At 68.9% G+C, this 17448-nt stretch carries 15 protein-coding genes; 6 read left to right on the top strand and 9 right to left on the bottom strand.

Annotated features, from left to right (window positions below):
- Positions 1 to 11 precede the first annotated feature (11 nt).
- From A5773_RS14500 to A5773_RS14510, 3 genes are all read right to left on the bottom strand, one after another.
- A complete protein-coding gene (locus tag A5773_RS14500) occupies positions 12 to 1688 on the bottom strand; it encodes a hypothetical protein (RefSeq protein ID WP_067791391.1) in 1677 nt (558 codons plus the stop codon).
- Positions 1689 to 1698: 10 nt separating this feature from the next.
- Positions 1699 to 3561, bottom strand: coding sequence for a bifunctional diguanylate cyclase/phosphodiesterase (locus tag A5773_RS14505; RefSeq protein ID WP_066957787.1), 1863 nt, complete (start codon positions 3559 to 3561; stop codon positions 1699 to 1701).
- Between the two features lie 205 nt (positions 3562 to 3766).
- Complete coding sequence (locus A5773_RS14510) at positions 3767 to 5380, bottom strand: hypothetical protein (RefSeq protein ID WP_067791481.1); 1614 nt, start codon at positions 5378 to 5380, stop codon at positions 3767 to 3769.
- Positions 5381 to 5692: 312 nt separating this feature from the next.
- On the opposite strand from A5773_RS14510, the gene A5773_RS14515 reads away from it, so the two are divergent.
- The 3 genes from A5773_RS14515 to A5773_RS14525 are packed head-to-tail and all read left to right on the top strand — an operon-like array spanning position 5693 to position 9064.
- Positions 5693 to 6874, top strand: coding sequence for an NAD(P)/FAD-dependent oxidoreductase (locus A5773_RS14515; RefSeq protein ID WP_067265394.1), 1182 nt, complete (start codon positions 5693 to 5695; stop codon positions 6872 to 6874).
- Positions 6871 to 7782, top strand: a complete 912-nt coding sequence (locus A5773_RS14520) for an RNA polymerase sigma-70 factor (RefSeq protein ID WP_066957391.1) — start codon at positions 6871 to 6873, stop codon at positions 7780 to 7782. Before A5773_RS14515 ends, A5773_RS14520 begins: the two co-directional genes overlap by 4 nt.
- Positions 7783 to 7810: 28 nt before the next feature.
- Complete coding sequence (locus tag A5773_RS14525) at positions 7811 to 9064, top strand: aminodeoxychorismate synthase component I (RefSeq protein ID WP_067791393.1); 1254 nt, start codon at positions 7811 to 7813, stop codon at positions 9062 to 9064.
- A 4-nt stretch (positions 9065 to 9068) separates the two neighbouring features.
- Here the strand turns inward: A5773_RS14525 and rsmI are convergent, their stop codons facing one another.
- On the bottom strand, positions 9069 to 9905 hold the full coding sequence (gene rsmI, locus A5773_RS14530) for a 16S rRNA (cytidine(1402)-2'-O)-methyltransferase (protein WP_066957395.1): 837 nt from the start codon (positions 9903 to 9905) through the stop codon (positions 9069 to 9071).
- 25 nt (positions 9906 to 9930) lie between these two features.
- On the opposite strand from rsmI, the gene A5773_RS14535 reads away from it, so the two are divergent.
- Positions 9931 to 11511: a dolichyl-phosphate-mannose--protein mannosyltransferase gene (locus tag A5773_RS14535; protein ID WP_067265400.1), complete on the top strand. Its 1581-nt coding sequence runs from the start codon at positions 9931 to 9933 to the stop codon at positions 11509 to 11511.
- A gap of 22 nt (positions 11512 to 11533) precedes the next feature.
- Here A5773_RS14535 and arcA read toward each other — a convergent pair whose 3' ends face one another.
- Entirely contained in the window at positions 11534 to 12745 is a 1212-nt protein-coding gene (gene arcA / locus A5773_RS14540; protein WP_067265403.1) for an arginine deiminase, read from the bottom strand.
- Positions 12746 to 12815: 70 nt separating this feature from the next.
- On the opposite strand from arcA, the gene A5773_RS14545 reads away from it, so the two are divergent.
- Positions 12816 to 13421: an alpha-ketoglutarate-dependent dioxygenase AlkB gene (locus tag A5773_RS14545; RefSeq protein ID WP_197505485.1), complete on the top strand. Its 606-nt coding sequence runs from the start codon at positions 12816 to 12818 to the stop codon at positions 13419 to 13421.
- Positions 13422 to 13531: 110 nt separating this feature from the next.
- Here A5773_RS14545 and A5773_RS14550 read toward each other — a convergent pair whose 3' ends face one another.
- The 3 genes from A5773_RS14550 to A5773_RS14560 are packed head-to-tail and all read right to left on the bottom strand — an operon-like array spanning position 13532 to position 15880.
- On the bottom strand, positions 13532 to 14182 hold the full coding sequence (locus tag A5773_RS14550) for a DUF5642 family protein (protein WP_066957402.1): 651 nt from the start codon (positions 14180 to 14182) through the stop codon (positions 13532 to 13534).
- A 28-nt stretch (positions 14183 to 14210) separates the two neighbouring features.
- Positions 14211 to 14903, bottom strand: coding sequence for a DUF5642 family protein (locus A5773_RS14555; RefSeq protein WP_066957404.1), 693 nt, complete (start codon positions 14901 to 14903; stop codon positions 14211 to 14213).
- A 26-nt stretch (positions 14904 to 14929) separates the two neighbouring features.
- Positions 14930 to 15880 carry a GNAT family N-acetyltransferase gene (locus A5773_RS14560; protein ID WP_369817364.1) on the bottom strand — a complete coding sequence of 317 codons (951 nt, stop codon included), beginning with the start codon at positions 15878 to 15880 and terminating at the stop codon, positions 14930 to 14932.
- A 251-nt stretch (positions 15881 to 16131) separates the two neighbouring features.
- On the opposite strand from A5773_RS14560, the gene A5773_RS14565 reads away from it, so the two are divergent.
- A complete protein-coding gene (locus A5773_RS14565; RefSeq protein ID WP_066957408.1) occupies positions 16132 to 16905 on the top strand; it encodes a WecB/TagA/CpsF family glycosyltransferase in 774 nt (257 codons plus the stop codon).
- Here the strand turns inward: A5773_RS14565 and A5773_RS14570 are convergent.
- Complete coding sequence (locus A5773_RS14570) at positions 16892 to 17446, bottom strand: HAD-IIIA family hydrolase (protein ID WP_066957409.1); 555 nt, start codon at positions 17444 to 17446, stop codon at positions 16892 to 16894. The two genes, A5773_RS14565 and A5773_RS14570, sit on opposite strands and share 14 nt — an antisense overlap.
- Between the last annotated feature and the right edge of the window lie 2 nt (positions 17447 to 17448).

Raw genomic sequence — 17448 nt, forward strand, 5'->3', positions numbered from 1 at the left:
GGCGCCCACGATCATTGGCGCGGGGCGGAAGTCAGCGCCTCGCGCGGGATGTCGAGGGTTGCGAGCGGATACCCCCCGGATTCGTCGCGTCCGGAGCGTGCCAGCAGCATGGGCGGATAGTTCACCACGTGCGACGCGTCCGGCTTGTGCTGTTGCCAATCCACGGATGCGCGCAGCGTGTAGTGCCCGGGCGCCAACCCCGCCAAGTCGACGGTCACCGATTCGGTGAACGACGCCGGGACAGGTTGATTACCCGAGTTCTCCCCTGAGGGGACCAGTTTGGGCAAGGCCACGGTGGTCGGCAGCGTGCGGACCACCGCGCCGGAGAAATCCACCAACCGGTAGCTGGGCACCCATTTCTCGACCGCCGCGGCGCTGCCGTAGTTGGTCCAAACCACCGATATGGTCGCCACCCGGCCGCGGAACGGTTCCGAACCGGGCCGCGCTTCCACGGAGTACCGATAGCCGGCCGACACGTTGGCTTGTGCCCACAGCAGGTACAACGCCGGGTCCATCGGGGTGTTCGAATCCACGGCCGGGAAGTTGAAACTCGACGTCATCGACACGTGGTACTTCACCACGTCGCGCAGGGCCTTTTCGTAGTAGGACTGCGCAGTGGTCCCATCGGGCAGCTGGCACCATTCGGTGATCACCAATGCCGAGGCCAACCGGTCTTTCAGCTGGCCGACGACCGGATCTTTCGTGTGCACGTAGTACGAGCCATCCGACTCCGCCCACACCGGCAACGGCGCGTACACGCCGAGGCAATCCGAGCGGATGCCCACCGGCGCGGACACCTTCTTGGTGACATCGTCGGCGAGCAGCTCGCGAACGATCTCGGGATTCAGCGCGGTGGTCACCAATCGGGTATGGCGGAACGCGTTCACGTTCGCCGCGACCAGCTGTGCGATGGCCGCTTTGGTGATGCTTTGATCGCGAAACTGGCTGTAGTAACCGAGCTTTGCGATGCTCTCTTCCGGGGAGGGACCCGGTGCCCCCAGCGTGTCGCGCAGATAGGCGACGTGGTTCTCGCTGAAGTCCCCGTAACCGGAGAACTCGAACACGCTGAGGCGCTCATCGCCGTCGTAGCGGCGACCGAGCGCGGCGAGCAGCTGCCCGAAGGCGTTCAGGTACGCGGGGTCGTTCCAGTTCGGCACCACGTGCGCCACCCCGGGTGTCCACCAGTATCGTTGCGGCCCCGTGTAGCTGGTGGACGCGGAGCGCATCCAGTCCGGGATGGCGATGTTCGTGTTGTTCGCATAGGTGGCGTCGCAACAGGAGTTGTAGGCGAACACGCGAAGCGTGAGCCGCATGTTCCTGCTCGCGAGCTTCGCCAGCGCATCGTCGATCACGCTGAAGTCGAACTTGCGATCGTCGGGCGCGTCGGCGGGCAGCGTGTTCGGGTCGGTGGGCTGCAGCTGCCGCCAAGAGACGCGCAAGCTGCCGTCGTACGACGCCGGCCACGCCGGATACCGCTGCTGCGCGGAATTGCCTTGCGGGAAAAGCGGCATCATCAGGTCTTCGTACTGCCCGCGCAGCGGATTCGGTACCTCCTGAACGCTGAGCGGGATGGCGGGACTGATCACGGCAGACAGTGGATCGGGGTCGCTGCGGCCACCGCAGCCGCTCAGCACGAGCGCCGAGCACGCGACGATCACCGCCGCGCAGTTCCTCAGTTTTCCGACCATCGGTGCGATGCTAGATGGCGCTCGTCGGCAACGCCTTGAGGTCGGCCAAAAAGGGCATCGGCAGCCACCGCGCGGCCAGCAGCGCTTCCATCTCATCGCCGGGGACGGGGCGCGACAACAGAAAACCCTGCGCCCGGCGACACCCGTGCTGCATCAAAATCATTGCCGCGTCCGGTGTTTCAACTCCCTCGGCCACCACTTCCAGGCCAAACGCCTCGGCCAGCCCGATGATCGCGCGAACGATCGCCAAATCACCGGCGTTGTTGCCCAGATCGCGCACGAATCCGGTGTCGATCTTGAGCATGTCGACCGGCAGGGATTTCAGGTGCGACAACACCGCATAACCGGTGCCGAAGTCGTCGATGGCCAGCTGGACCCCGACTTCCTTGAGCTCCGCCAGGGTTTTTCGAGTGGTATCGATGTCGTGGACCACGGCGCGCTCGGTGATCTCCAGACAAATCGAGCCGGCTTCGATGCCGAACTCCTCGATGGTGTCGGCGACGTCGCGCACGAACCCGCGGCTGATGAGCTGGATGGGCGACACGTTGATCCGCATGACGGCTTCCCGCCCGACACCGTTGGCCTGCCAGCGACTGAACTCGGCGCATGCGCTGCGCAGCACCCAGCGGCCCAACTCCATCGCCAGGTTGGTCGATTCGGCGATCCCGATGAACGAATCCGGCAGCAGCAGCCCCCAAATCGGGTGCCGCCACCGCACCAGCGCCTCCGCGCCCACGATGGCGCCCGTCGACAGGTCCACCTCCGGCAGGTAGTGCAGCAGCAACGCCTCGCTGCCGATGTCGCCCTGCAGATGCAGCTCGATGTCGTTGCGGAACGCGCGTTTGAGGGACATGTCGTCGGTGGACACCGCAATCTGGTTACCGCCACCGCGTTTCGCCGTCAGCACCGCCTCGTCGGCCCGGCGGAGCAGGTCGGTGCAGTTGTCCAGCCCCGGAGCACCCACCGCCAGCCCGATGCTGACCGTCCGGCTGATCACGTGGCCGCCGACGGCCAGGCGCTCGCACAGCATCGCCGAGAGGCGACGGGCGAACGACTCCGCGGCTTCCGGTGTCATCGGCTGGTCGGGCACGACGACGAACTCGTCCCCGCCCAACCGGGCGATCGTGCTGTTGGGAGCGCAGATCCGGATGCGTTGCGCGAAGACCCGGATGAACCAGTCACCGGCGGTGTGCCCGAGGTAGTCGTTGATCGGCTTGAGCCGGTCGAGGTCGAGGTACAGCACTGCCACGGGCCCCGGGTTTCCCGCCAACAGCCGTTCGGTCAGGTGCGCGACCAGGGCACGACGGTTGTAAAGACCGGTCAGATCGTCGTGCTCGGCGAGATAGCGGAGCTTTTCTTCGGCCGCGATGCGCGCTTGCACCTGTGCGAACAGCGCGGCGACGGCCTCGAGCGTGTTGATCTCATCTTGCTCCCACTTGCGGGCGCCGAACTTGACGAAGCCGAGCAAGCCAGTGGTGGTCTCACCCGAGACCAGTGGTGCGGCGGCCACCGAGGGCGAGGCGGCCACTTTGGCGCTGCCCGGCCGGCGCCGAAAATAGCGTTTCGACTGCGCCGGCCGGATCACCACCGGTTTGCGGCCGTGCCCGCACTGCGCGAGGACCGACTCCGCGATGTCCAGCTGGGCGAAGGTCGTCGGATCCGGATCCGCGGCGTCCGTCCTGGGTGGCCACTCGGCGACCAGCGCCGAGGCCCGGGTCTGCGGGTCGTGGTGACGCAGGAAGCTGGCGTCCACGTCGAACTGCTCGACGAGTTGCGCGAGCACCTTCTGGCTGACGAGGGTGGCCGTGGCTGCCGTGGCTTCCATCAGCTGCGTGGCGACGGAGGTGACGACCAGGTCCAGGCTGCGCGGCACGGTCTCCTCCGATACGGGCATGCATCCCAGCCGGGCGGGGGACGGTCTCGGGGCGGATCCCGTGTTTACGCGGACCCGGGCAGGTCACGATCGGTTTCAGTCAGCAAAACGTATCACGCAGTACCCGTGGCATCCGGGCTAACGAGCAACTTCCCGCGGCGCTGGTTGACGGTGACAAAGGCGGTCCTCGCGGGGCCGCTGCGCGTCATTGACCGGAGGCGTCGCTCGCGATGTCCAGGGTGGCGATCGGATACAGGCCGGAACCGTCGCGGCCGTCGCGGGCCAGCGCCATCGGCGTGTAGTTCACCACGTGCGAGGCGCCCGGCTTGTGCTGCTGCCATTCCACGGACGCGCGCAGCGTGTAGTGCCCGGGCGCCAGGCCCGTGACGTCGACGCGCACCGACTCGGTCGACGACTCCGGAACCGCCTCCTCGCGTGACTGACTGGAGTCGTCGTGCGACAGCGTCTTGAGATTGACCGTCGCCGGAATGGTGCGCACCACCGCTCCCGAGAAATCGACCAGCTTGTAACCGGGTGCCCATTGCTCGGTGGCCGCCGCCGAGCCGTAGTTGGTCCAGACGACCGAGATGGAAGCCACCTTGCCCTGGATGGACTGCGATCCCGGCTTGGCCTCCACCGAATACCGGTAACCGGCCGAGGTGTTCGCCTTGGCCCACAGGAGGTAGAGCTTGGGGTCCATCGCCGACGTCGCATCCCGGTCGGGGAAGTCGGCGCTCGCCGTCATCGAGACGTGATACCTGACGACGTCGTGCAGCGCCTTCTCGTAGTACGACCGCGGGTCGGTCCCGTTAGGCAACCGGCACCACTGGCTCATCACCAGCGCCGAGGTGAGCCGCTGCTTGATCGCGTTGACGGCGGCGTCGTTGAACCGCACGTAGTGCGAGTCGCTGGACTCGGCCCATTCCGGCAGGGGGGACTGCACCCCAAGACAATCCGCGCGGACGCCGATCGGTGCGGACAGCTTTTTCGTCACGTCGTCGGCGAACAACTCGCGGACGATCTCCGGATTCTCGCCGGTGACCACCAGTTGGGTATGGGGGAACGCGCCGACGTTCGCCGCGACCAGTTGCCCGATGGACGCTTTGGTGATGCTTTGATCACGGAACTGGCTGTAATAGCCCAACTTCGGCACGCTGTCGTCCGGCGCCGGTCCGGGGGCACCGAGCGCGTCACGCACGTACGCGAGGCTGGTCTTGCCGAAATCACCGTATCCGGAGAACTCGAACACGCTGAGGCGCTCATCGCCGTCGTAGCGCCGCCCGAGCGCGGCGAGCAGCTGCTCGAAACCGTTCAGGTAGGCGGCGTCATTCCAATTCGGGACCACCTGTGCCACACCGGGTCCGGAACCGTTCGGTGCGCCGGAATAGCTGGTGGCCGCGGAGCGGATCCAGTCCGGAATCGCGATGTTGGTGTTGTCCGGATAGGAATCGTTGCAACAGGATTTGTAGGCGTACACGCCAAGGGTCAGCCGCATGTTCCGGCTGCCGAGCTTCGTCAGCGCGTCGTCGATCACGCTGAAGTCGAACCTGCGATCGTCGGCAGCGTCGGGGGGCAGCGTGCGCGGGTCGACCGGCTGCAACTGCCGCCACGAAACCCGCAAGCTGGCGTCATCCGACGCGGGCCAGGCAGCGTACCGTTGTTGCGCCGAATTGCCTTGTGGGAAAAGCGGATTCAAGCCTTCTTCGTACTGGCCGCGCAGTGGGTTGGGGATCTCCTGAGCGGTGGGCGGAATGGGCGGGCTGACCATCGCGGACAGCGGGCCGGGGTCGCTTTTGCCACCGCATCCGCTCAGCACCATCGCCGTGCACGCGACAGCGGCCAGCGCGCTCTTCCTCGTCTTCACGCTTGCTTCTCCCAACACACACCGGTGCTCACTGAAGTGGGCCCATACTGCCTGGGTTTTCCGGTGCGTGTATCCGACGCGGGGCAGGTCACGAATTGGCGTAGCGCAGCGTAACACGCACGGCCTGGGCCGCCCCCGGTCCGACGCAGTGCGGTCCTGCCCGGGAGGCGGCTCCCGTGAGACGCGTCACAATGTGGGCGGGCCTGTCACGCTCGGCCGGCCTGCGGTGTCTCGAGGGCATCAGGCCCGTGAGAACAGGAGACAGCAATGACCGAGGTGACCGCCCAGAAAATTCATGTCGTCGTGGTCGGAGGCGGGTACGCCGGAACACTGGCCGCCAACCATCTACGTCAACGTCCGGACATCGACATCACCCTGGTGAACTCCCGCCCCGTCTTCGTGGAGCGAATCCGCCTGCATCAGTTGGTGGCCGACACCGGCGCCGCGACCGCCGACTACGCCACTCTGCTGGGCGAGGGCATCCGATTGGTCGTCGACACCGTCGACCGCATCGAGGCCACCGCGCGGCGGGTCCTGCTGTCCTCGGGCGCCGAGCTCGACTACGACTACCTGATCTATGCGGTCGGCAGCACCGGCGCGACGCCGGTGGCGGTGCCCGGATTCGCGGACTTCGCGTACGCGGTGTCCGACCTGGAAAGCGCGCAGCGGTTGCGCTATGCGCTTGTCGACCTGCCGCTGGCCGCGCCCGTCACGGTCGTCGGCGGCGGCCTGACCGGCATCGAAACGGCCGCCGAGCTGGCCGAACAGGGCCGCCAAGTGACCCTGGTGTGCGGCGCCGCGCTCGGCCCGTCGCTGAGCAAGCGGGGCAGGCGCTCGGTCGCCAAGCGCCTGCGCGGCTTCGGAGTCATCGTGCTGGAATCCGCGATGGTGACCGAGGTGCGCTGGGACGCGGTGGTGCTCGCCGACGGCGCCGTGCTGCCGAGCGCGGCGACCATCTGGACGGCCGGATTCACGGTGCCGGACCTGGCCGCGCGCAGCGGGCTGAGCACGGACGCGGTGGGCCGGCTGCTCACCGACGAGACGCTGACCAGTGTGGACAACCCCTACGTCGTCGCGGCGGGGGACGCCGCCGCGCCGTCGGGACAGCCCCTGCGGATGAGTTGCCAGGCCGCCGGGCCGTTGGGCGCGCAAGCCGCCAACACCGTGCTCAACCGCATCGCCGGAACCGCCCCGGCCCCGCTCAGTCAGGCGTTCGTCGGTCAGTGCATCAGCCTCGGCCGCACCTACGGCACGGTGCAGCTGTCGCGCACCGACGACACCCCGGTGAACATGGCGCTGGGCGGCCGGACCGGCGCGTCCATCAAAGAGGCCATCTGCAAGGGAACGCTGTGGGCCATCCGGCGCGAGGCCGCCAAGCCCGGCTCCTACCTCTGGCTCAAGGGCGGCAAGAGGCCCGCGCAGACACCGGCCGAGATCGCCCTGCGATGACGCCCCCACCGGCCGGCAGTGAGCACGCGGAACGGTTCACCGTGCTGCGGCCGCTGCTGTTCACCATCGCCTACGAGATGCTGGGCTCGGCCACCGAAGCCGACGACGTGCTGCAGGACAGCTATCTGCGGTGGGCGGCGGTCGACCTGTCGACGGTGCGCGACACCAAGTCGTATCTGGCCCAGCTGGTGACCCGCCAGGCCCTCAACGCGCTGCGCGCCGACGCGCGTCGCCGCGAGGACTATGTGGGGCCGTGGCTGCCCGAGCCGCTGTTGCTCGACGAGCAGGATCCTTCCACCGATGTCGTTCTGGCGGAATCGATTTCGATGGCGATGTTGGTCCTGCTGGAGACGCTGAGTCCCGACGAGCGGGCGGTGTTCGTATTACGCGAGGTGTTCGGCTTCGACTACGGCGAGATCGCCGAGGCGGTGGGCAAGCCGGCACCGACGGTCCGGCAGGTGGCGCACCGGGCGCGTGAGCACGTGCGGGCGCGGCGGAAGAGGTTCGACGCGACGGACCCGCAACGCAACGAGCAGATCACCGCGCAGTTCCTCGCGACGGCGGCCACCGGCGATGTGGAGACGCTGATGACGATGCTCGCGCCCGACGCCACCTGGACGGCGGACAGCGGCGGCAAGGTGTCCGCGGCGCGCCGGCCGGTGGTGGGGGCCGATCGGGTGGCCCGGGCCATCGTCGGCCTGATCCGCAAGGCGACGGAGCTCGCGGAGTTCCGCGTCGACATGGTGACGTGCAACAGCGCGCCGGCCGTGCTGCTCTACCTCGGCGATCACCTCGAAGGGGTGATCACGCTGGAAATCGCCGACGACAAGATCACCAACTTCTACGTGACCCGCAACCCGGACAAGCTGGTGGCGCTGGCGACCGCCCGTGACGTCAGCCGCGGCTAGGTGACCGCACTTCTGTCAAGCTAGGGCGGTGCGTATCGACCGGCTCGGCGACTATGGCGCCGCACCGCAGGTGCTGCGCGCCGTGGGCGAGGCCACGGCACGCCTCGGCCTGCCGCCGCCGGCCGCGCTGACCGGCGACTGGTTCGGCGCGCTGGCGGTGATCGCCCCGAGCGTGTCGGCGCAGCCGGTCGATCCCGGCGCGGCCTTCGCGGTCCGGCTCGATTCGCAAACGGTCGACTCGCAAGCGGTGGGCGGCGGCTGGATCGGCTACCTCTCCTATCCCGATCCCGGCGCCGAGGGCGGTCCGAACCGGATCCCCGAAGCCGCGGGCGGTTGGACCGACTGCGTCCTGCGCCGCGACCGGGACGGGCAGTGGTGGTACGAAAGCCTGTCGGGCGCGCCGATGCCGGGCTGGCTGGCGGCCGCGCTCGCGACCGCGCCGCCGCCGCAGCGCGACTGCCGGATCGACTGGGGGCCCTCCGATCGGGCGGCTCACCGCGACGGGGTGCTTAACTGCCTCGAGGCCATCCGCGCCGGCGAGGTCTACCAGGCGTGCGTGTGCACGCACTTCACCGGTACGGTCTCGGGCGCCCCGCTCGACTTCTTCGCCGACGGCATCGCCCGCACCTCCCCGGCTCGCGCGGCGTATCTCGCCGGGCCGTGGGGCGCGGTGGCGTCGCTGTCCCCGGAGCTCTTCCTGCGGCGGCGCGGCACGCTCGTGACCTCCAGCCCGATCAAGGGCACCCTGCCCCTGGACGCCTGGCCGTCCGCGCTGCGGGCGTCGGCGAAAGAGGTGGCCGAAAACATCATGATCGTGGACCTGGTGCGCAACGACCTCGGCCGGGTGGCGCTCGTCGGCACCGTGACCGTGCCCGAGTTGTTGGTGGTCCGGCGCGCCCCCGGCGTGTGGCACCTGGTGTCCACCGTCTCGGCGCGGGTTCCCGTCGAACTGCCGACTTCGGCGCTGCTCGACGCCGCCTTCCCGCCGGCCTCGGTTACCGGGACACCCAAACACCGGGCCCGCCAACTGCTCTCGCAATGGGAGCCGCATCGTCGCGGAATATATTGCGGCACAATCGGTTTAGCATCCCCCGTGGCCGGATGCGAGCTGAACGTCGCCATCCGCACGGTCGAATTCGACCCCCGGGGCGGCGCCGTGCTCGGCGTCGGCGGGGGAATCACCGCCGACTCGGATCCCGACGCCGAATGGGCCGAATGCCTGCACAAGGCGTCCCCCATTGTCGGGCAGCCGCGCATCGCCGCCGCGTTTTCGGCCGGCTGACCCCTCACCCGCGGCGGGACTGCAGGACCGCGTCGTAGAGCTGCCGCGAACGCACGCCCGGATTCGCGTCGGCCACCTCACCGCAGGCGTCCTTGACACGGGCGCCGCCGGCGACCAGCTCCTCCACCTGCGCGACCAGCGACGGCAGGTCGGCGCGGGGGGTGGCGCCGGCGAGCACGACGGTGATCTCGCCGAGCACCCCGTCGTCCGCCCACGCCGCCAGGTCGTCGAGCGATCCGCGCACCACCTCCTCGTGCACTTTGGTCAGTTCCCGGCAGATCGCCGCCCGACGGTCACCGCCGAGCCGGTCGACGGCATCGCGCAGACACGCCTCCAACCGGCGCGGCGATTCGAAGAAGACGCAGGTGCGTCGCTCGTCGGCCAGCGACTCCAGCCAGGTCCGCCGCGCCGCCTTCTTGCGCGGGGCGAAACCCTCGAAACAGAACTTCTCCGCCGGCAGACCGGACAGCGCCAGCGCGGTCATCACCGCCGACGGGCCCGGCAGACAGGTCACCGGAAGGTCAGCCTCCACGCACGCCGCTACCAGCCGAAAGCCGGGGTCGCTGATCAGCGGCATCCCGGCATCGCTGACCACCAGCACCGTCGCGCCCGCCTTGAGGGCGGCGATCAGCGAGTCCACCCGGGCCGCCTCGACCCGGTCGAACAGGCTGATCACCCGGCCGGAAATGGCGACATCCAGCGCTTTCGCCAGCGTCCGCACCCTGCGGGTGTCCTCGGCCGCCACCACGTCCGCGTGGGCGAGGGCGTCCATTAGGCGGGGCGAGGCGTCCGAAGGCTGACCCAACGGGGTCGCGCCCAGCAACAGGCGGCCAGTGGTCATGACGGACAGCCTACGATCGACACCGATGTCCGCCCCGCCCCGCGAAGCGTCCTTGAACGTAGAAGATGCCGGCCCGGAGCGTGTCGTGCCCGTCGTCAGCCCGGGTCCGATGGTTCCGGTGGCCGACTTCGGGCCCACCGATCAAATCCGCGGCTGGGTCGTCACGGGGGTGGTCGCCGTCCTGGCGGCGATCACCCGATTCCTCAATCTCGGTTCGCCGACCGATGCCGGCACCCCCGTCTTCGACGAGAAGCACTACGCGCCGCAGGCCTGGCAGGCGCTGCACAACCACGGCGTGGAGGACAACCCCGGGTTCGGCTTGGTGGTCCATCCGCCGGTCGGCAAGCAGCTGATCGCGCTCGGCGAGGCCATCTTCGGGTACGACGGCGTCGGCTGGCGGTTCACCGGCGCCCTGCTCGGCGTGGTGCTGGTGGTCTTGGTGATGAGGACCGTCCGGCGAATCAGCCGCTCGACGCTCGTCGGCGCCATCGCCGGCGTGCTGGTGATCTGCGACGGTGTCAGCTTCGTTGCCGCGCGCACCGCGCTGCTCGACGGCATTCTCACCTTCTTCGTGGTCGCGGCGTTCGGCGCGCTCATCGTTGACCGGGATCAGGTGCGCCAGCGCATGCACGTCGCGCTGCTCGAGGGGCGCGCCGCCGAGACGGTGTGGGGCCCGCGGCTGGGTGTGCGCTGGTGGCGCTTCCTGGCGGGCGTCCTGCTCGGATTGGCTTGCGGGACAAAATGGTCCGGGCTGTATTTCGTGCTGTTCTTCGGCGTGATGTCGTTGGCATTCGACGTCGCGGCGCGGCGCCAGTACCAGGTGCCCAACCCGTGGCGGGGCGTTTTGCGGCGTGACCTGCTCCCCACCGCTTACGCACTCGCGCTCGTCCCGTCCGCGGTGTACCTGGCCAGTTACGCGCCGTGGTTCGCGTCCGAGACGGCGATCGATCGACACGAGGTGGGCCAGTCGATCGGCCCGCACTCGGTGGTGCCGCTGCCCGACGCCATCCGCTCGCTATGGCACTACACCGTCAAGGCTTTCGATTTTCATAAAAGCCTGACGAACGCCGCCGGGAACTACCACCCATGGGAGTCCAAGCCGTGGAGCTGGCCGATGTCGTTGCGGCCCGTGCTGTACGCGATCGATCAGCAGAACGTCTCCGGGTGCGGCGCGCAGTCGTGCGTCAAGGCGGAGATGCTGGTGGGCACACCGGCCATGTGGTGGCTCGCGGTCCCGGTCCTGCTCTATGCGGCCTGGCGCACCTTCGTCCGCCGCGACTGGCGTTACGCCGTTGTGCTGACCGGATATTGCGCGGGGTGGCTGCCCTGGTTCGCCGACATCGACCGCCAGATGTACTTCTTCTACGCGGCGACGATGGCGCCGTTCCTGGTGATGGGGATCGCGCTGATTTGTGGGGACATCCTCTACCAGCCGGGCCGCGCCCGCGGGTTCAGCTCGGAACGACGCACGCTCGGGCTGATCGCCGTCTGCTGCTACGTCGCGTTGGTGGTGACGAACTTCGCCTGGCTCTTCCCGGTGCTCACCGGCCTGCCGATTTCGCAGCAGACTTGGGACATGGAGATCTGGCTGCCCAGCTGGCGGTAGTGTGCGCGCGGCAATGTCGACGTTAAAGCGGGTCGCGGGCGACCGGACAGGACATGCAGCGGGGCCCGCCGCGGCCGGTGCCCAACTCGGACCCCGCGATGGTCAGCACCTCGATGCCCGCGTCCTGCAGCCGCGCGTTGGTCTGCGCGTTGCGCTCGTAGGCGACGACGACGCCGGGCGCCAACGCCAACGTGTTGTTGCCGTCGTCCCACTGTTCCCGTTCGGCGATGACGGGGTCCAACCCCGTGTCGATCACGCGCAGCTGGTCGATCTCCATGGCCTTGGCGGCGGCCTCCAGAAACGGCGCCTCGTCGCTGATGGCAACGCCGTCCGGCGTGCGCTCGATCGTGAACGCCGAGAGCGTGTCGACGACGTTGGCGTACATCACCACGGTGTCGGTGTCGACCATCGTGCACACCGTGTCCAAGTGCATCTGCGCGCGCCGCTGGGCGATCGGCACGGCCAGCACCTTGTGCGCGAGGTCGTCGTCAAAAAGGCTACGGGCCAACGCTTCCGCTCCCGCCGGGGTGGTGCGCTCGCCCACGCCGACCGCGACCACACCGGGGGCGAGCAGCAGCACGTCACCTCCCTCGACCGGAGCGGTGCGCGACTCGTAGGCGCGCCGCACCCCGGTGAACCGCGGGTGATGGGCGTAGATGAGATCGGTCAACGACGCCTCGCGCACCCGAGCGCGCAGCGCAAGCGTGGGGATGACCACCCGCGGGCCGATCCAAATCGACGAGTCACGGGTGAACACCAGGTTGGGCAGTGGCTCGATGACGAAGTCGGCCCCATGGTGCATGCGCAGCACCAACGACACGTCGGTGCGGATGTCCGACGGCAATTCGTTGAACGTCATGCCGGCCATCAGCACCTGGGCCAGCCTGCCCGCGTCCAGCCCCCGCAGGTACGCCGAAAGAGATTGCGCCAGCGGCACTCCGAGCCGGCGCGCGTCGACCGCGGCGGCGACGCCCTGCATCCGCGCGGCCCCGCTGTGGGTCAGCGCCTCGGCCAGCAGGTCCGACAAGAGCAGCACCTGCACGCCGCGGGAACGCAGCAGCTCGGCGAACTGGTCGTGTTCCTCTTGCGCGCGGGCGACCCAGGGCAACCCGTCGAAGAGCAACTGGTCCATGTTGCGCGGATTGAGCCGACGCAACTCGCCGCCGGGGCGGTGCAGGATGACGGCCCGCAGCGTGCCAACCTCGGAATTGGTGCCCAGCTCAACCACATCCACACTGAAAACGGTAGCCGCTCACGCCGCCGGTCCCCTCTTCATCGAACGGATGTGCGATAGACTCGGCCCCGTGGAGATGGCGGTACAAGGCTCCCTGTTCCAGCACACCGAGCGCAGAGAACTCGGTGACGGCGCGTTTATCGAGATCCGCGCGGGCTGGCTCACCGAGGCCGACGACCTGCTCGAAGGCCTGCTATCCACCGTGCCCTGGCGGGAGGAACGCCGCCAGATGTATGACCGGGTGGTCGACGTGCCGCGGCTGGTCAGCTTTCACGACCTCACCGTCGACGAGCCGCCCCATCCGCTGCTTTCCCGGCTGCGGCGCCGGCTCAACGACATCTACGCGGGCGAGCTCGGCGAGCCCTTCACCACGGTCGGGTTGTGCTGCTACCGGGATGGCTCCGACAGCGTCGCCTGGCACGGAGACACCATCGGCCGCAGCAGCTCCGAGGACACCATGGTCGCGATCATCAGCCTGGGCGCCACCCGTACCTTCGCCATGCGCCGGCGCGCACGTCCTTCTAAAGGTCCATCGTTGCGGCTGCCGCAGGCGCACGGGGATCTGCTGGTGATGGGCGGATCCTGTCAACGCACCTGGGAGCACGCCGTGCCCAAGACGTCGGCACCGGTGGGCCCGCGCGTCAGCATCCAGTTCCGGCCCCGCGGCGTGCGCTAGGTCCGATTGCGCGATTCCTTGCTCGCGCCGTTCCGGCGCTCACCGTCATCGCGCTAGGTCCGGTTGCGCGATTCCTTGTTCGCGCCGTTCCGGCGCTCACCGTCATCGCGCTAGGTCCGGACCGCCTTCACCGCGCTGACGAGCAAGTCGCGGGCGCGTTGCGTGTCGACCGGGACGACCGGCTGCCCCGGGGTCACCAGCGGGTTGGCGGTGACGATCACCTGGTAATCACCGAATTGGGCGGAGTAGTCGTAGAGCTCGCCGGTGCGGGGGCCCCCCGCGACCAGCGCCTGCAGGACGCGGTGCACCCCCAGCGTGTGGGTTCCGTCGATCTGCGGCGCGTCGACCACCTCGATGCCGCCCCGCAGTTGCGGACCGGAAAAGGCCACCTTGGCGCAGTCCTTACCGGGGTCGTTGAAGGGCAGGGCTTTTGAGGTCTCCACGGCGATGACCACGAACCGGTTGCCCTTGCCCTCGGCCGAAATCGCGGCCATGTTGCCCTGCAGGTCCGGTGGCATTTCCGGCCCCGCCGCCGCTTTCGCGCAATTGGCGGGGTCGAACGTCAGCCCGTCGGGGAGCTTGCGGCCGGACAACACCTTGGGATCGATCCCCCGTTCACCGATGTCGGTGACCCTGAAGTCGGGCCCGAAGCTCGACTTGACCTCGGAGACCTTCTTGATGTCGACCTTCGCCGAGGTGGCCCCCGTTGAGCAGCCGGCGAGCACACCCACCACCGCGACTGTGAACGCCACCTTGAACATCGTGGCCAATCTACCCAAGGCCGATGCGTCAGCTGCGCAACGTGGACACCGTTTTGACGAGCAGATCGGCGGCGAATTGCGGGGGCAGTGCGGCCACCACCGAACCCGGGTCGGTGGTCAACGTGGTGAACGCGTAGAAGTTGCCCAGGTAGGCGGTGAACGTGTATGTGCGCGAATCGATCTCGGTGCCCGACTCGACGGCCGACCTGACGTCGGCCACCATCCCGACGGTTTGGGCGCCATCGATGCGCGGGGCGTCGACGAGGTGCACGCTTGCTGTGGTGCGCCCGGCGGTCATGGTCCACTGGCCACACGCGGCGACGACCTCGCCGGGCAGGTCAACGGGCCCCGGCAAAGCCACCACCACCGCGTCGACGATGCCGCCGCTGCCGGAACCGGACACGCCCTGCGCCGACTGGTCGCGTCCATTCCCGGGGTCGGCGAGGGTCCCGCACTGGGGCGGCCGCGTCTTGCTATCCGACGCGTCGGGCCCCAGGCTCCAGATCACTCCGGGGGAAGCTCCGCTGGGAATGCCCGTGGTCGCCTCGTAACCGGGCGGCAGGTCGCGAACCACCCGTTTGATGTTGGCGGGGTTGACCGCCGTCGGCGGCGGCGCCTTTGCAGGCGCCCGCGACGGTGTGGGCGCCGGAGCGTGAGCGCACGCCGCCACCAGCAACGCGATCGCGCAAGTCGTCACCGGGCCAAACCGGAACGGCCGCATGCCCGTTGATAGCACAACGAGCGGGCTCAGCCGACCACCTCGATCATCTGGCGGGCGACGTGCTCGATCTTTGCGGCCATGTCACGCCGAAACCCGTGGTCGCGTCGTTCGGGCACGTCGATGACGGTGGTGATGACGCCGACGTCTTCGCGCTGCCAGACCGCTCCGTAGTGGTCCATGATTGTGCGCATCGGCAGGTTGTCGGAAAGCATTCGCGCGGAGAACTTTTCGACCCCGGCGACCCGGGCCGCGATGGACAGCGCGTTGATCAGGAACGTGCCGATCCCGCGTCCCTGGTAAGCGTCGGCGACGGTGAAGGCGATCTCGGCGACGCTGCGGTCACCTTCGTCGCGCACGAATCGCGCGTCGGCCACCGGGTCCTTCCCGTCGATCACCACCCAGACGAAGTGGTCGACGTAGTCGACCTCCGAGAGGTAGTGCATCAACGCCGGAGTGGGAAGGCGCGGCGTCATGAAGCGCCGGTACAGCGTCTCGCTGGAGAATTCGATGTGCCCGTGCACGGTTCGCTCGCTGTCACCGGGCAGCACCGGTCGCAGCATCAGATGCGAGCCGTCGCGGACCCGGATCGGGATCGGCGTGATGAACGCGGCGAGGCGCTGGCGCACCGTGCGCAGCAGACGTTCCATGACCCCGGGAATGTGGACCATGCGGGCGAAGGCGTCATTGTCGCCGATCCATCCGGTCAGCGGCCCGGCGGTGGTGACCGTCGCGGTCCGCGGGATGTGACGAAGCAGGGCGATCTCTCCGATGAGCATGCCCGGCAATGCGTGTTCAGCGATGACCACGCCGTCGTCGCCGACGTGGGTGATCTCGACGATGCCCGACGAGATGAGCAGGAAAGAGACCGCTTCTTCGCCCTGCTGCATCAGCACCTGGCCGGCCGTCGCGCGCAGCGGTTGCAGAGAGGCGGCCAACGGCACCAGATCGGAGGCGGGACATCCCTCGAAGATGTCCATTGTCGCCAGCTCGTCGGCCCGCGCGCCGGTCAAGGCCACTGCGATAGCCCGCCGATCCCACCGTCGCGCCGTGGGTCTGCGCATCGCGGTGACCGCTGTGCCATGACCTGCCCGCCTGCGTTGCCGTCGTCTACCCCGCCAGTCCCCGAACTTCCGACGCGGTCGGATGTTGCCCAGGTTATGGGCTCGGTTCCGGCCGCGGCAAGGCTGAACCGCTTCGCCAGGATGATGCCGCGGGGCATGATGTCCGGGTGAGCGCGGGCCCGGACAAGATTCAGGTCGGCGGTCTCTGGTTCGATGCCCTGACCGAAGACCAGGTCGTCGACGTCGTGCGCGAAGCGTGGGCCGCTGGTCGGGGCGGCTCGATCGTCCCGGTGAACGTCGACGTGGCCCGGGCGGCCGCGCGCCGCCCCGAACTCGCCGAGCTGATCGCCCGGGCCACCCTCGTGGTCGCCGACGGCATGCCGCTGGTGTGGGCGGCGCGGGCCCAGGGGGACAGGCTGCCCGAGCGCGTCGCCGGCTCGTCGCTGATCTTCCCGTTGAGCGCCGCGGCGGCCGCCGACGGCAAGTCGGTTTACCTCCTCGGCGGCGCCGAGGGCGTCCCGGAGCAAGCGGCCGCGGCGCTCGTCGCGCAATCGGCCGGCCTGCGCGTCGCGGGCACGTGCTCGCCGTCGTTCGGCTTCGACGACACGGAGGACGGGGCGCGGCGGGCGGTCGCCGCCGTCGCAGCCGCCGCACCCGATCTGGTCTTCGTGGGTTTGGGCTTCCCCAGGCAGGAGCGCCTCATCGAGCTGGTGCGCCAGGAGCTCCCCCATGCCTGGTGCCTTGCCTGCGGCGGCGGCATCGCGATGACCGCCGGGGTCGTCCGCCGAGCCTCCCCCGTGCTGCAACGGCTCGGATTCGAGTGGGTGCACCGGCTGGCGCTCGAGCCGCGCCGCCTCGCCCGCCGGTACCTGCGGGACGACCTACCGTTCGCGCTGGCACTGGTGATCCGCTCTGCGGCCCAACGGTTTAGGCGGGGCTAGATTCCTTGGCGCTCAAGATGAGTCGCACGGCGGCGGCGAGGTCATCGACCACAACGTCGGCGCCCGCAGCATCTCCGTCACCGCGGCGAAGCAGAACCGTCGCCGTGCCGGCCGCTCGGCCCGCCTCCACATCGCTCTCGCTGTCGCCGATCATCACCGCCTCGGCCAGGGCGAACCCATGCTCCTGTGCCGCGCGCACCAGCATGCCCGCACCCGGCTTGCGACAGTCGCAACTGGCCGCGGCGTGCGGGCAGTGGTAGGCGGCGTCCAGGCGGGCGCCTTCGGCCGCCAGGAGTTGTTCCAGGCGGTCGTGCACGGCGGCGAAACGCGCCGCGTCGGCGGCCGGCTCCGATAGCCAACGCTGATTGGTCACCAGGATGGTGCGCAGACCGGCCGCGTTCAGGGCGGCCACCGATCGGGCGGCGCCCGGCAACAACACCAGGTCTTCGGGGAACCGGATGTACTCGCCGTCGGCGGCCTTGACGTTGATGGTCCCGTCCCGATCCAGGAAGACGGTGCTCACTTTCCGTAGATCGAGCATCA

Origin of the sequence: Mycobacterium sp. 852014-52450_SCH5900713 (genome assembly GCF_001667075.1) — a bacterium.
Taxonomy (GTDB): domain Bacteria; phylum Actinomycetota; class Actinomycetes; order Mycobacteriales; family Mycobacteriaceae; genus Mycobacterium.

Excerpts from the sequence above, each read along its gene's own strand:
- A5773_RS14555 (WP_066957404.1), bottom strand. The coding sequence starts at position 14,903 with ATGCGGCCGTTCCGGTTTGGCCCGGTGACGACTTGCGCGATCGCGTTG.
- A5773_RS14500 (WP_067791391.1), bottom strand. The coding sequence starts at position 1,688 with ATGGTCGGAAAACTGAGGAACTGCGCGGCGGTGATCGTCGCGTGCTCG.
- A5773_RS14560 (WP_369817364.1), bottom strand. The coding sequence starts at position 15,880 with ATGGACATCTTCGAGGGATGTCCCGCCTCCGATCTGGTGCCGTTGGCC.
- A5773_RS14515 (WP_067265394.1), top strand. The coding sequence starts at position 5,693 with ATGACCGAGGTGACCGCCCAGAAAATTCATGTCGTCGTGGTCGGAGGC.
- A5773_RS14510 (WP_067791481.1), bottom strand. The coding sequence starts at position 5,380 with ATGGTGCTGAGCGGATGCGGTGGCAAAAGCGACCCCGGCCCGCTGTCC.
- A5773_RS14550 (WP_066957402.1), bottom strand. The coding sequence starts at position 14,182 with ATGTTCAAGGTGGCGTTCACAGTCGCGGTGGTGGGTGTGCTCGCCGGC.
- rsmI (WP_066957395.1), bottom strand. The coding sequence starts at position 9,905 with ATGACCACTGGCCGCCTGTTGCTGGGCGCGACCCCGTTGGGTCAGCCT.
- A5773_RS14535 (WP_067265400.1), top strand. The coding sequence starts at position 9,931 with ATGTCCGCCCCGCCCCGCGAAGCGTCCTTGAACGTAGAAGATGCCGGC.
- A5773_RS14520 (WP_066957391.1), top strand. The coding sequence starts at position 6,871 with ATGACGCCCCCACCGGCCGGCAGTGAGCACGCGGAACGGTTCACCGTG.
- A5773_RS14570 (WP_066957409.1), bottom strand. The coding sequence starts at position 17,446 with ATGCTCGATCTACGGAAAGTGAGCACCGTCTTCCTGGATCGGGACGGG.